The sequence below is a fragment of the Pseudorhodobacter sp. W20_MBD10_FR17 genome, from assembly GCF_052119765.1.
Classification (GTDB): domain Bacteria; phylum Pseudomonadota; class Alphaproteobacteria; order Rhodobacterales; family Rhodobacteraceae; genus Pseudorhodobacter.
In genome coordinates, this window is record NZ_JBGQOQ010000009.1 from 31771 (window position 1) to 45061 (window position 13291).

A 13291-nucleotide genomic window follows, 5' to 3' on the forward strand; every position below is an offset into this window, starting at 1 on the left:
TTGGGCTGGTGGGGGGAAGGGGGCCTTCTGCCCCCTCGGCCTGCGGCCTCACCCCCTGAGGATATTTTAGAACAGATGATGGGGGTCATGGTTTGGCCTTTTGCATGGCGGCAAGGATGCGGTGCGGCAGGGCAGGCAGGCGGGTTATTTCGGCACCAGTGGCGTGGCGAATAGCGTTAAGGATCGCGGGGGCTGTGGGGATAAGGACGTGTTCGCCGAGGCCTTTGGCACCGTAGGGGCCGTTTGGGTCGGGGACTTCGATTAGGATGCTTTCTATCTGCGGCATGTCACCTGTGGTGGGGATAAGGTAATCATGCAGGTTTTCGGTACGTCCCGGCAGGTATTCCTCCATCAGCGCGAGGCCGAGGCCTTGGGCGATGCCGCCCTCTATCTGGCCAGTGGCGAGCAAGGGGTTGATCGTGCGGCCAACGTCATGAGCGGCGGTGATTTTGAGTATTTTGACGGTGCCCAAGGTCGGGTCGACATCAAGCTCAACCATTTGCGCGCCGTAACCATAGACGGCATAGGGCGTGCCTTGGCCATTTTCATCAAGGCTGGTTGTTGGCGGGTCGTAGGTTTCCTGCGCCATGAGCGCGTAACCCTGCGGGTTGGCTGGCAGTTGGGCGAGGGGGAGGCTGGCGGTTTGGCCGCCTTGGGTGGCAGTCAGGGTGCTACCTGTAAGGGTAAGTGTGGCAGCCTCGCCCATGTTCAGGCGGCGCAGAATGTCGGCGCGCAAGGCGGCCCCTGCGGCATGCGCCGCACGACCTGTGACATAGGTTTGGCGGCTGGCCGAGGTTTTGCCGCCATCCGGCGTCAAGAATGTATCGGGGCCGATCAGTTGGAATTGGGCCACGGGCAGGCCCAGCGCATCGGCGGCTATCTGGGTGATGACTGTGTTAGAGCCTTGGCCAATGTCGGTGGCGCCTTGGTGCAGGGTTAGTACACCTTGGGGCGTGATCCCGAGCCGGATGGTTGACGGGTTCGGCAGGCCCGTATTGCCACACCCGTACCAGCAAGAGGCAATGCCGATACCGCGCCCTGGCCATAACGAGGCAAGGGCCCGTTGCCAATGCGGGCGCAGGGCGGTGAGGCATTCATGGATGCCTGCCGCGTTCAGAGTTTGGCCGGTGGCCGTGGTTTGGCCGTTGCGGATAGCGTTCAGCAGACGAAATTCTAGCCGATCAATACCTGCCTGATCGGCCAGTTTGTCATAGATGGTTTCTTGCCAAATCGCGGCTTGGGGCACACCAAAGCCGCGAAATGCACCGGCGGTCGGGTTGTTGGTATGCACAGCATGGGCGGTGGCGGCATAGTGGGGCGTGAAATAGGGGCCAGAGGCATGGACAGGCACGCGATTGGCGACCGTTGGCCCCCAACTGGCGTAAGCGCCGGTATCAAATACGCCGTCAAATTCCAGCCCGGTGATGCGACCAGACGCATCACAACCGATGCTGCCTGTCATGTGCGCAGGGTGGCGCTTGGTGGTCGAAGCCATGCTTTCGGCGCGGGTATAGGTCATCCGGCACGGGCGGCCGGTTTTCAGCGTGACCAAGCCTATGAGGGGCTGCAAGGACACGTCGAGTTTCGAGCCAAAACCGCCCCCAACCGCTGACGGGATAATGCGGAGCCGGTCATGCGGCAGGCCAAGCACTGCGGCGGTATCATCGCGGTCCATGATCGGGGCTTGTGTGCAGGCGCGAATGACCAGCACGTCACCGTCCATCCATGCAGCCCCCGCCTCGGGCTCGATATAGGCGTGTTCGACAAAGGTGGTGTCGATGGTGGCGTGGGCGATATGGGCCGAGGTGGCGAGGGCTGCAGTAGGGTCGCCGCGCCTGACGACACCCTTGATCAAGCTGTTTCGCAGACGGTTTTCGTGGATTTGGCGGGCGTCTACGGCCATCGCCTCGGCGGGTGAGAGGAGGGGGGTAAGCGGTTGCCATGTAACGGGGAAAGCGCTGAGGTCGGGGGCTGGCGTGTTATCCTCATAGGCCACAAGCGCGATTGCCTCACCGCGTTGGCGGGTGTGGGTTTCGGCCAACGCAGGTTGGTCGGCATAAGGTGGGATGGCACCGAAACAGTTTCGGCCGGGAATGTCGGCGGCAGTGAAAACTTGCACCCTATGGGTTTTGGCCCATGTGGCCGCGTCGCCAATGGTAAAGCGGGCGGCGTGGTGGGGCGACCGTATGGCGATGACGACAAGGCCGCCGGTTTGCCAAAGGTCTGCGCCAAAGATGTCGCCTGTCACTTTGGCCGCACCATCAAGGCGGGGTACAGATGCGCCAACGGCTGCGCCAGTGATGGTGAGGGCAGGCGCGGGGTTGGTATCACACACCGCCGCGATGATTTTTGTATAGCCGGTGCAACGACACAGCACGCCGCCGAGTGCCTCTTTGGCTTGCTCGGGAGTCGGGTTTGGGGTGCGGATCAACAGCGCCGAGGCGGCCATCAACATGCCCGGCGTGCAGATACCGCATTGGGCCGCGCCATGGTGGTGAAAGGCCGTGCGCAAGCGGGTAAGTGTATCGGTTTTGGCCTCAATAGTCTCGATATGGCGACCCTCGGCGCGGGCGGCGGGCATCAGACAGGCGCAGACGGGCGCGCCATCGACCAGTACGGTGCAAGCGCCGCAATCGCCAGCATCACAGCCGACCTTGGTGCCGCGCAGGCCAGCGGTTTCGCGCAAAAGGGTAGATAGGCGCAGGCTGGGCGGGGCGTCAAAGCTGGCGGGTTGACCGTTGAGGGTAAGGCTGATTTTCATGCCAAGGCCTTGCAGGTTTGGGTGATTGCGCGGCGCAGTAACTCGGTTGCGGCGTGGCGGCGATAGGCGGCGGTGGCGCGCAGGTCATCCATTGGCGACAGGGCTGCTGCAACCGCGTCTGCGCTGATGGTTGGCGCGTTCAGGGGTTGGCCTATCAGTGCGGCCTCAACCGCGCCAAGCCTTTGGGCGGTGGCCGAACAGGCACCAACAGCAAGGGCGGCGCTGGTGATCTGGCCATTCTCGGCCGTCAGGCGGGTGGCGACCATGGCGATGGAAATGACCAAATAGGCCCGCGCGCCCAGCTTTAGAAACTGTGACTGACCGGCAAGCGCGCTGTTGGGGATAAGGATGGCTGTCAGAATCTCATCGGGCCTACGCGCGGTTTTGCGGGGGCCAAGGATGAAATCGGTCAATGCAAGTTGGCGGGTGCCTGTGGCGCTGGCCAGTTCAACCACCGCATCAACGGCCAGCAGCGGCGGGATGCCATCGGCGGCGGGCGAGGCGTTGCACAGGTTGCCGCCGATTGTGCCAACGTTCTGGATTTGTCCGCCGCCAACTTGGGTTGCGGCCTGTTGCAGCGCGCGCAAGGCAGGCGACAGTTTGGCCTGCGCGATGCTGGTCCATGTTGTGCAAGCGCCGATACGCACCCCTGCAGCGGTCTGGCTGATGCCTGAAAGTGCAGGCAGGGACATCAGGTCCATCACAGCGCCCATAAGGGTTGCGCTTTGGGTGGCGGGATAGATGTCGGTGCCCCCCGCCAACAGACGTGACGGGTTTGCGCGCAAGGCCTGCAACGCGGCATCAAGGGTTGAGGGGCGCAAATAGGCAGTCATCCGTCCTCTGATCGTTGTTTTAGTGCAAATCACACCTTCCGGGCAGTCTGCTGCTGCCACGGCCATTGTGTCAACGCCGTTTGCTGTGCCGATAGGGCCGATAAAAACAAAGCTGCAATAATGGGCACCCCGTAGGGGATGTTGCCCCAGAGGCGCCTGCTGCGGGCCGTTTGGTGCAATTTGTACAATGCGGCGTGCATCCGTCCTGTCATCATTCTGTTACAAAATAAGTTGCACCATTTTCAAAACCATCGCGACCTAAGCCTAGGGAAAGACGAATTAAGCAACGTCCTGGGAGGGAATCATGCGTAATTATACACTAGCCGCGTCCGCAATGGCGCTGGCTACGGGGCTTTCGGCTGGTGGTGCGATGGCGGCTGGAAACCTGAATCTGTACTGCTCGGCGCAAGAAGATTGGTGCCAGCTTATGGCGCGCAGCTTTGAGGAAGCGACGGGGATCAACGTCGATATGACCCGCAAACCATCGGGCGAAACCTTTGCGCAGATCAAGGCCGAGGAAGTTAACCCCAAGGGCGATGTTTGGTGGGGTGGTACCGGTGATCCGCATTTGCAGGCCGCCGAGGAAGACCTGACAGAACCCTATGTTTCGCCAATGCGTGACCAACTGCACCCTTGGGCGATTGCGCAGGCCACCTCTGCTGGCGACAAGACAATCGGCATTTATTCCGGCGCGCTGGGCTTTGGCTATAACACCAAACTGCTGGCCGATGCGGGCCTGACCGCGCCTGCCTGCTGGGAAGACCTGACCAAGCCGGAGTTCAAAGGCAAAGTGCAGATGGCGAACCCGAATTCGTCGGGCACGGCCTATACAACGTTGGCGACGATGGTGCAGCTGTTCGGCGAGGATAAGGGCTTTGACTATATGAAGCGCCTACATGCCAACATCAACCAATACACCAAGTCAGGCTCGGCCCCGATTAAGGCGGCGGGCACCGGTGAAACGACGGTTGGCATCGTGTTCATGCACGACAGCGTGGCGCAAACGGTTGCTGGTTTTCCGATTGTGACGGTCGCCCCATGCGAAGGCACGGGGTATGAGATCGGTTCAATGTCGATCATCAAGGGTGCGCGGCATATGGATGAGGCCAAGCAGTTCTATGATTGGGCACTGACGGCCGAGGCGCAAACCCTTGCGCTGCAAGTGAACGCGTTTCAGGTGATGTCGAATAAGTCGGCGCAATCATCGGACAAAGCGCCGAACATGGATGCGATCAAGCTGATCGACTATGATTTCAAGAAATACGGCTCGTCGGATGAGCGTAAGCGGTTGTTGAAAAAGTGGGATGACGACGTTTCCACCTTGCCGCAGTAAGCCCATTGCGGACCGTAACATCTGAACGCACCATCCACCCGGTTTTGATCTTTTGGATCATCGCCGGGTGGGTCGGTTATCTCCTCCTCCCTTGGTATGGGGTCGAGGATTTTTACACCTTTGAATGGCTGTTTGACGGCTATCCAACCGACCCCGATTATGCGCCTGCCGCGATGTTGGTCGCGCTGGGCCAAAAGCTGTGGCTGGCGCCGATGCTGCCTGCGCTGATTGCACCGTTACTTGTGCTGCGACGGCGCAAAACCGACCCTATCTATGGGATTGTGCTGATCCTTGCAGGCGGTTTTGGTTTTGCGTGGCTGGTGGCGCAAGGGCTGGGAATTGGCCTGCGCGGGTTCAATTATGAATGGATGACGGCGCTGTTTGGCCCGCTGGATGACCGGCAGTTTGGCATGGGCTACGGCGCGTTGATCGTGGCGTCAGCGTTTTTGTTTTTGTTCACCCAAGGTATTGCTGCGCGGGGTGCGGTGAACGGCGATGTGTTTGTCACCGCGGCGATTGGCGGCGTGATTGCCATCGTTACGATATTCGTGTTCTTTCCCATCGTGAAAATGCTGGGGGCGGCCTTTGTTTCAGATGAAGGTGGCTATTCGATTGTCGAGTTTTTCGGCAAATTTGTAGACCGGCGCATTTGGGGGCTTGGGTGTTTCTCGGGTACCAATTGCGGGGCGGCGTGGAACTCGCTGTTCTTGGCGGTGTTGGTCGGGGTGTTGACCACGTTGCTGGGGTTGGTGTTTGCGCTGGTCCTGACGCGGTCGAATTTCAAATATAAACAAGCTTTGCGGGCGCTGACAGTGCTGCCGATTATCACGCCGCCTTTCGTGATCGGGCTGGCGCTGATCTTGTTGTTCGGACTGTCGGGCACGGTGACGCAATGGGTTTCCGGTGTGTTGGACGTGCAGCCAACCCGTTGGCTTTACGGTTTGCCGGGGGTGATGCTGGCACAAGTTCTGGCCTTCACCCCGATTGCGTTTTTGGTGATGATCGGCGTGGTCGAAGGCGTTTCCCCCAGCATGGAAGAGGCGGCGCAGACCTTGCGCGCCAACCGCTGGCAGGTGTTTCGCACTGTATCTTTGCCGTTGATGCGGCCCGGTTTGGCGAATGCGTTCTTGCTGGGCTTTATCGAAAGCATGGCCGATTTTGGCAACCCGCTGGTGCTTGGCGGCAATTTTGATGTGCTGTCGACCGAGATCTTTTTCGCCATTGTTGGCGCGCAATATGACCAAAGCCGTGCTGCAATTTTGGCGATGGTTTTGCTGGGCTTTACCCTTGGCGCGTTTTACCTGCAGCGGTTTTGGCTGGGTAAGAAAAGCTATACCACCGTGACCGGCAAGGGCGATGCGGGGGTTCACCCCGAAATGCCACTGGGCCTTGCGCTGCCGATCTATGCGGTGGCGGCGATCTGGGCGCTGTTCACGATCGCGGTCTATGTTTACATCGTTTACGGGTCGTTTGTGCAGCTTTGGGGTGTCGATGATACGCTGACATTCAAGCATTACCTGACCGCCTTTGCGGTAAGCTGGGGTGACAACGGCCTGCGTTGGACGGGGTCTGCTTGGGACAGCTTTTTCACCACGATTATGATCGCGACGATTGCGGCACCGTTCACCGCGGCGGTCGGTTTGATCACGGCCTACCTGCTGACGCGCCAAAATTTCGCAGGGAAAAAGTCGTTTGAATTTGGCACGATGCTGTCCTTTGCCATTCCCGGTACGGTGATCGGTGTGGCCTATATCCTTGCGTTCAACGTGCCCCCGATTGAGATTACGGGTACGGGGATTATCCTGATTATCAGCTTTGTGTTTCGCAACATGCCAGTGGGTGTGCGGGCGGGGATCGCCTGCCGAGCGAGCTTTCGGGCGGGCAGCAGCAGCGGGTTGCCGTGGCGCGGGCGCTGGTGTTGGAGCCGCAGGTTTTGCTGTTTGACGAGCCGCTGTCGAATTTGGATGCCAAGCTGCGCCGTCAAGTGCGTGAGGAAATCCGCGAGATTCAGCAAAACCTTGGGCTGACTGTGGTTTACGTGACCCATGACCAAGAAGAGGCGCTGGCCGTATCAGATGAAATCGTCGTGATGCGCAACGCGGGTATTGCCCAAAAAGGCACCCCGCGCGATTTGTACGAGGCCCCAGCCGATGCTTTTGTCGCCGATTTTATCGGCGAGGCGAACCTGATCCCTTGTGAGATTTTGCAGGTCAACGGCGACATGGCCGAAATCGGCATCGGGTCTTTCCGGCATAGCTTGCTGTCGCGGGGGCTGCGCCCCGGCAAAGCGCGGGTTGCGGTGCGGCCCAGCCGTGTGCGGATTGGCGCGGATGGGCAGGGGATGCCCGCCCGCATCGCCAAGGCAACCTATGTTGGCAGCCGGATGGAATACACGGTAGAGGCCGAGTTCGGGAACCTGTTCGCTGTGCTGGACGATGTGACCAAGCCGTTGCGCATTGGTGATGATGTGATGCTGTCTTTTGCCGCCTCTGGCCCTGTTTTGGTGCCGGAATAGGCGCTGCGCTCTTGTCATTCGCCGCCACTGCGTTTTAGGGTGCCGCGTTCTCGGGGCGGGGTGAAATTCCCCACCGGCGGTGATAGCCCGCGAGCGCTTACGGATTTCTTTGAAATCCTGAGGTCAGCAGACTTCGGTGAAATTCCGGGGCCGACGGTATAGTCCGGATGGAAGGAACAACGGTTTGGGTGGTTTTACCGCCCTTGCTGCGCCTTGGGAGCCTGACATGTAAAGGGAAGGTTCCTATGACTGAAAAATTGACAATCGCCTTTATCAAGGCCCGCTGGCATGCCGAGATCGTAGATCAGGCACTGACGGGGTTTGTTGCGGGTATGGAAGCCGCAGGGCGCGAGGCGCATGTGGTCAGCTATGATGTGCCCGGCGCGTTTGAGATGCCACTGCTGGCCCAAAAGCTGGCTGCAACGGGCAAGTTTGACGCCATCGTCGCCGCCGCTTTGGTGGTGGATGGCGGGATTTACCGGCATGATTTTGTCGCCGCCGCTGTGGTAAACGGCCTGATGGACGTGCAGCTGAAAACCGGCGTGCCGGTGTTTTCGGTCAGCCTGACACCGCATCATTTCCAGCCCACGCCAGACCATATGGGGTTCTATTTCCAGCATTTTCTGAAAAAAGGGGCCGAGGCGGCGCAGGCTGTTATCGGCGTGGCGGATATTGATCTGACAGGGGTTTAAGCTCCGTAAGCTTGATCCGCCATCGCCTGCACTTGGGCAAATGTCTCGGCGGTCGCAACCACAACGCGGCCGCCGTTTGCAATCATATCATCTGCGTTTTGCGCCTCAATCATGCCGCCAGCCTCGGCAATCATCAACTGGCCTGCAAGGCAATCCCACGCATTCATATGCTCTTCCACATAGCCCAGCAGCTTGCCTTGGGCGACATAGGCAAGGCTAAGCGCGCCCGAGCCGTTGCGCCAAAACACACCGCCTGCCTTTGTGATCAGGTCGATCAGGGTGATCACATTGCCGCTTGCGCGGGTGCGGCCGGAAAAGCCTACACCCATCGACCCATTGGTCAGTGGGCGGCCCTGTAGCACGCGGATGGGTTTATCGTTACAAAACGCGCCATTGCCGCGCATGGCATGGTTGCATTCGTCATGCACGGGGTCGTGGATGATGCCCGCCACCGTTTGCGCGTTTTGTACGATGGCGATGGCCACGCACCATTGCGGAATCCCGTGGATGAAATTGGTGGTGCCGTCGATTGGGTCGATGACCCATGTAAAACCCGATGTGCCGGTGGTCGGCGCGTCTTCTTCACCCACAATCGCATCATCGGGAAAGGCTGCGGTGATGGCCGCACGGACGAGGGTTTCGACGTTCTTGTCGGCCTCGGAAACGAAATCCTGATGGGATTTGGACTCGATTGTCAGGGTGTCAAAGCTGTTGAAATACTTAAGCCCCAGTGCCCCCGCATCGCGTGCGATGGTTTGTGCGGCGGTATAGCGCTTGGTGATCGCGTCGGTCATGGCTGGCCCCTTTTTGTGCAGCTCTAGAATGCTGAAACGGTGGGCCAGCGCAAGGTTTATTCAAACTCCATTTCCGCAAACACCACGCCCGCGTTTTTTGTGGCGAGTTCCTCAAAGGTATCCAAATGCGCGTAGGGGGTTTGGTCGACGTAATAGGCACCGGCTAGGTCGCCACCCGCATCCAGATGGTCCTGAATTTTCTCGCGCAGATAGACAAGGTAGTCGTGGGTGTAGCGGGTTACTTGGGCGAAGTTGGTTGGGTGGCCGTGCCCGGGAATGATATAGGTGGGCGACAGATCCGTCAGCGGGCCTTCCCAAGTTTCAATCCAGCAACTGGTGCATGTCCCTTGAAAAATCGGCGGCATACGTTCGTGAAACGCGATGTCGCCTGCGATCATGAAACTTTGATCGGGCAACCAAACTTGCGTGTCACCGGGCGAATGTGCGGGGCCGAGGTGCAGCACCTCAATCTTGAAATCGCCCATCGTAATTTCGCGTTTGTCGGTAAAGGTCTCGGTCGGCCCCATCGGATCTGTGCCCTCGGCATTTTCGCGTGCATAGGCCTTTAGCGCGGTCAGCGACTGGGCAGAGCTGTGCTCAAACTCTTCTGCGGCCTCAACATGCGCCAGCACGGGCACGCCTTGTTCAATCCAATAATTGTTGCCCAGCATGGCATGGCCTTGGCCGTTCTCATTGATCACCAGTTTCACCGGCTGATCGGTGACGGCCTTGATCTCCTCATGCAAGGCGCGGGCCAGCAGGTAGGACGCGCCCGAATTCACCACGACAACGCCGTCACCTGTCACAATAAACGACAGGTTGTTGTTGTGGCCCGCATTCTCATAAGTCGGTGGTGCGGTGGCCCCGATAGCGGAAAAGATATGTGGGATCACCTCAACCGGTTTAGAATACAGCAGCGATTGTGGATACTGGTCGGGGATATCTTCAGATGCGAAAACGGGTGTCGCGACAAGGCCGATCAGGGCGAGAAAGCGCATGGGTTATCCCTCAATGTAAGTGTAGCTGTCGCCTTGGCGCGTCACGGTGCCAACGCCGCCGCCGGGCAGGTGAAAGCCGGAGATAGTCAGCCCATCGGCGGTGATTTGATCCAGCAGTCCTACACGGGTTGCGGCGGCCATCTCGGGATCTTGGTCAGATGGGGTGGCAAAACCGGGCTGTTCAAAGGCGACAAAATTGTTGGAAATCGCATCGCCCGTGATCAGCGCCTTGCCACCAAGAATAAACGACATATGCCCCGGTGTATGACCTGCCGACAGTCGGGCTGTCACGCCGGTTACGGGTTCATCCCCATCATTGAAAAAGTTTAACTGTTCGGCCAAAATATCAAGGCGGCGGGCGGCACCTGCGGCGAATGTGGTGCGCGCCTCGCCAATAGTGTTGACGGTTTCGGGATCGATCCAATAGTCAAACTCGGCCTGACCGATAAAGTATTCGGCATTGGCGAATTGCGGCTCATCAAAATCATCCAGCAGGCCCCAAAGGTGATCGGGGTGGGCATGGGTAAAGAGGACATGGGTTATGTCGTCATGGGTCAGGCCCGCAGCCGCCAGCGCCTCATCCAGCTTGCCAGCCGAGGGCATGAAATCAGGGCCGGCGCCGACATCAAACAACACGTTGCGGGTGGCATCTTGATACAGCGTAACATTGCAAGGCGGGGTGTAGCTGTCGGCCGCCAAGTTGTATTTCTGGCGCATCGCGGCGGCCTGTACTGGGTCCATGTTGGCCAAAACGAAATCACCGGGCAGGGTTAGATTGCCGTCAGACAGGGTAATCAGCTTGCCGTCGCCCAAGGCCAGCTCAGTAGCGGCAAAGCCTGTGCGGGGCAGGGTAAGAGCGGCGGCTGAAAAGGCCAAAAAGTCACGTCTCTTCATGGTGTTATCCTTTTTTAGCTGACGTTCCCGCCGTGCGATCTGATGTGTCGCAGCGCCGATCAACAGCGCTGCGACGAGAGGGGACAGCCCCGATTTACTGCGTAAAGGTAGACAGGTAGGCGATCACAGCATCACGCTCTTCGGCAGATTTCAGGCCCGCAAAAGACATTTTTGTTTTCGCGATCAGCGACTTGGGCTTTTCAAGGAACGTGTGCAAGTTTGCGCTATCCCAAACCAAACCGCCTGCGGCAGCATCGGCCAAATCGGACGAATACTTAAACCCGTCTGCGGCACCCGCTGCATGGTCAACGATGCCATTCAGGGCGGGGCCAACACCGTTTTTGGCATCGTCACCGACCTTGTGGCAGGCCTTACACTTTTTAAAGACCTTTTCGCCGGCAGCAATCAAAGCAGGGTCTATTGCGGCCATTTCAACCGCAGGTTCGGCGGCAGGCGCTGGCGCTGGTTCTGCTGCCTCGGCTTTGGTTTCAGGTTCAGCAGCAGGTTCGACTGCCGGAGCAGCAGCGCCACCCTCGCCCGATGCACCAGCCGGTGCGCCGTCACCATCGTTCGGATCGCCGGGTGTTACATCCAGCACAGTGGCGTGCATGGTGATTTTCACCTCATCCTTGCAGTTTTCCATACAAGCAGGTGCGGAAAACTGGGCGTATTCGGTTTCACCACGGTTATCGAGGAAAAAGCCGTTCGCGTTTGGCAGCTCAAAATCGGCCAGATTTTCGTTCGACAGAACGTAATCATCCTCAATCAAATCGTTGGAATAGAGGATATAGGCGGTAATGGCGTAAACCTCATCCACCTCAAGCGATTGGGCGTTGCCAAAGGGCATCGAGCGGTTGATGTAATCCCACAAGGTCGACACATGAGGCCAATAGCTGCCCACGGTTTTGACCGGATCCTTGCGGTTCAACGTGTCCATGCCGCCCGCCAGTTTGGGCCAGTTGCCGATGCCTTCGGCGAAATCGCCGTGACAGGATGCGCATTTGTCGGCAAAGATTTCTTCGCCGTCAATCGCATCGCCCGAACCAACGGGCAGGCCCACGCCATCGGGGCGCACGTCATGGTTCCATGCCGCGACTTCTTCGGGCAGGGCGGGGCGGCCGAGGCCAAGCTTTTCGGCGAAAACCGGAGTTGCCAGTGTTGCCGATACTGCGAGTGCAGTGGTGAGATTAAGAAACTTCGACATTTTCAGCCTCGCCGTTTGGTTTGACCCACCAGGTTTGGATACAGTTGTTATGATAGACCGAGTTTTCGCCGCGCACTTCGCGCAGTTGTGCCTTGGTCGGTTGGACATAGCCGGTGCTGTCGGTCGCGCGCGATTGCAGCAGCATCTCTTCGCCCTGCCAGTTGTGGTCGAAATAGAACCGCGACATCGCCATAGGCTGGCCCGGTTCGGCAAGCCGTGCCGGTTTCCAGGTTTTACCGCCATCCATCGACACATCAACGCCGGTGATCGGGCCACGACCGGACCATGCAAGACCGGTGATAACCAGCGGCCCGTGGCCGTGGGTGATCGGCATTTGCGGGCTGGGGGCGGTGACCACGGATTTGGCATCCATAACCCATGTAAACTTGCGGCTCGTGCCGTTTTCCATGGTGTCGGTGTATTTCGAGGTTTCTTCGCGGCTTTCCACGGGGGCGTCTGTCACCTCAATCCGGCGCAGCCATTTGACCCAAAGGTTGCCTTCCCATCCTGGCACGACAAGGCGCACAGGATAGCCGTGTTCCATGCGCAGCGCCTCGCCATTGGCCTTGAACGCGATCATGCAATCATCCAGCGCTTTTTCCATCGGCAAGGACCGGCCGTTCGACGACGCGTCGGCGCCTTCGATATACAGCCATTTGCCTTCGGGCTTGATGCCTGCTTCATCCAGCAGGGTGCGCAGGGTGATGCCGGTGTATTCCATGTTGTGGATCATGCCGTGGGTGAACTGCGAGCCGTTAAGCTGCGCGCCCGCCCATTCCATGCCAGTATTGGCCGCACATTCGAGGAAGAACGTGCGGGTCACGCGCGGAAAGCGTTCCAGATCGGCGTAGGTAAAGACCAGCTCTTGATCAACAAGGCCGTTAATCATCAGGCGGTAGTCTTCCTTTGACAGCTCAATCGCGCCCGAGTGGTGGCGTTCAAACGCGCAGCCAGCGGGGGTGATGGTGCCATCCAGCGCGTGAATCGGGGTAAAGTTGATGGAGGAGATCACATCCGCCGTCAGCCATGACACATTACGCCGAATGACGTCTGATTCAAATCGGATCGGCAGGCCGTAAGGCGTTTCATCGACGCCTGCACCCCAGCCCGAGGCCCAATCTTGGACTTCGGTGATAAGCGGGTCGGCGGTTTGGGCGCGCACGGCCGTGGCACTGGCGACAAGCGCCGTGCTGGCGGCCAAAAAGCCGCGCCGTGTCGTGCCTGTTTTGGGTTCGTTTGACATGACGAAACCTTTCTAAAGCGGTTG

10 protein-coding genes, 1 pseudogene and 1 riboswitch are annotated in these 13291 nt (G+C 58.9%); of the genes and pseudogenes, 4 read left to right on the forward strand and 7 right to left on the reverse strand.

The window, feature by feature from the left end; genetic code table 11:
* Positions 1-85 precede the first annotated feature (85 nt).
* Together ACEN2J_RS08005 and ACEN2J_RS08010 are read right to left on the reverse strand one after the other, a co-directional pair.
* The gene (locus ACEN2J_RS08005; protein WP_442104774.1) at positions 86-2761 is read right to left on the reverse strand and encodes a molybdopterin-dependent oxidoreductase; all 2676 of its coding nucleotides are present in this window, start codon (positions 2759-2761) and stop codon (positions 86-88) included.
* On the reverse strand, positions 2758-3594 hold the full coding sequence (locus ACEN2J_RS08010; RefSeq protein ID WP_442104776.1) for an FAD binding domain-containing protein: 837 nt from the start codon (positions 3592-3594) through the stop codon (positions 2758-2760). Before ACEN2J_RS08010 ends, ACEN2J_RS08005 begins: the two co-directional genes overlap by 4 nt.
* A 304-nt stretch (positions 3595-3898) precedes the next feature.
* On the opposite strand from ACEN2J_RS08010, the gene ACEN2J_RS08015 reads away from it, so the two are divergent.
* The 4 genes and pseudogenes from ACEN2J_RS08015 (at position 3899) to ACEN2J_RS08030 (ending at position 8134) form a co-directional block, all read left to right on the forward strand.
* A complete protein-coding gene (locus tag ACEN2J_RS08015; RefSeq protein ID WP_442104778.1) occupies positions 3899-4927 on the forward strand; it encodes an ABC transporter substrate-binding protein in 1029 nt (342 codons plus the stop codon).
* Between the two features lie 569 nt (positions 4928-5496).
* Positions 5497-6210, forward strand: a pseudogene (locus ACEN2J_RS08020) (ABC transporter permease); the annotation flags it as partial.
* Positions 6211-6845: 635 nt separating this feature from the next.
* Complete coding sequence (locus tag ACEN2J_RS08025; protein ID WP_442104987.1) at positions 6846-7442, forward strand: ABC transporter ATP-binding protein; 597 nt, start codon at positions 6846-6848, stop codon at positions 7440-7442.
* Positions 7443-7484: 42 nt separating this feature from the next.
* Positions 7485-7624, forward strand: a riboswitch (FMN riboswitch).
* Between the two features lie 63 nt (positions 7625-7687).
* Positions 7688-8134: a 6,7-dimethyl-8-ribityllumazine synthase gene (locus ACEN2J_RS08030; protein WP_442104780.1), complete on the forward strand. Its 447-nt coding sequence runs from the start codon at positions 7688-7690 to the stop codon at positions 8132-8134.
* On the opposite strand, the gene ACEN2J_RS08035 is transcribed toward ACEN2J_RS08030, so the two are convergent.
* The 5 genes from ACEN2J_RS08035 to soxC all read right to left on the reverse strand — a co-directional run bounded on the left by ACEN2J_RS08035 (position 8131) and on the right by soxC (position 13267).
* Entirely contained in the window at positions 8131-8928 is a 798-nt protein-coding gene (locus tag ACEN2J_RS08035) for an inositol monophosphatase family protein (protein WP_442104782.1), read from the reverse strand. The genes ACEN2J_RS08030 and ACEN2J_RS08035 overlap by 4 nt on opposite strands.
* A gap of 56 nt (positions 8929-8984) precedes the next feature.
* Complete coding sequence (locus tag ACEN2J_RS08040) at positions 8985-9926, reverse strand: MBL fold metallo-hydrolase (protein WP_442104784.1); 942 nt, start codon at positions 9924-9926, stop codon at positions 8985-8987.
* A gap of 3 nt (positions 9927-9929) precedes the next feature.
* Entirely contained in the window at positions 9930-10820 is an 891-nt protein-coding gene (locus ACEN2J_RS08045; protein ID WP_442104786.1) for an MBL fold metallo-hydrolase, read from the reverse strand.
* Between the two features lie 94 nt (positions 10821-10914).
* Positions 10915-12024: a c-type cytochrome gene (locus ACEN2J_RS08050; protein ID WP_442104788.1), complete on the reverse strand. Its 1110-nt coding sequence runs from the start codon at positions 12022-12024 to the stop codon at positions 10915-10917.
* Positions 12008-13267 carry a sulfite dehydrogenase gene (soxC, locus tag ACEN2J_RS08055; protein ID WP_442104790.1) on the reverse strand — a complete coding sequence of 420 codons (1260 nt, stop codon included), beginning with the start codon at positions 13265-13267 and terminating at the stop codon, positions 12008-12010. Before soxC ends, ACEN2J_RS08050 begins: the two co-directional genes overlap by 17 nt.
* Positions 13268-13291: the final 24 nt, after the last annotated feature.

Excerpts from the sequence above, each read along its gene's own strand:
- ACEN2J_RS08030 (WP_442104780.1), top strand. The coding sequence starts at position 7,688 with ATGACTGAAAAATTGACAATCGCCTTTATCAAGGCCCGCTGGCATGCC.
- ACEN2J_RS08045 (WP_442104786.1), bottom strand. The coding sequence starts at position 10,820 with ATGAAGAGACGTGACTTTTTGGCCTTTTCAGCCGCCGCTCTTACCCTG.
- ACEN2J_RS08040 (WP_442104784.1), bottom strand. The coding sequence starts at position 9,926 with ATGCGCTTTCTCGCCCTGATCGGCCTTGTCGCGACACCCGTTTTCGCA.
- ACEN2J_RS08050 (WP_442104788.1), bottom strand. The coding sequence starts at position 12,024 with ATGTCGAAGTTTCTTAATCTCACCACTGCACTCGCAGTATCGGCAACA.
- ACEN2J_RS08035 (WP_442104782.1), bottom strand. The coding sequence starts at position 8,928 with ATGACCGACGCGATCACCAAGCGCTATACCGCCGCACAAACCATCGCA.
- soxC (WP_442104790.1), bottom strand. The coding sequence starts at position 13,267 with ATGTCAAACGAACCCAAAACAGGCACGACACGGCGCGGCTTTTTGGCC.
- ACEN2J_RS08015 (WP_442104778.1), top strand. The coding sequence starts at position 3,899 with ATGCGTAATTATACACTAGCCGCGTCCGCAATGGCGCTGGCTACGGGG.
- ACEN2J_RS08005 (WP_442104774.1), bottom strand. The coding sequence starts at position 2,761 with ATGAAAATCAGCCTTACCCTCAACGGTCAACCCGCCAGCTTTGACGCC.
- ACEN2J_RS08010 (WP_442104776.1), bottom strand. The coding sequence starts at position 3,594 with ATGACTGCCTATTTGCGCCCCTCAACCCTTGATGCCGCGTTGCAGGCC.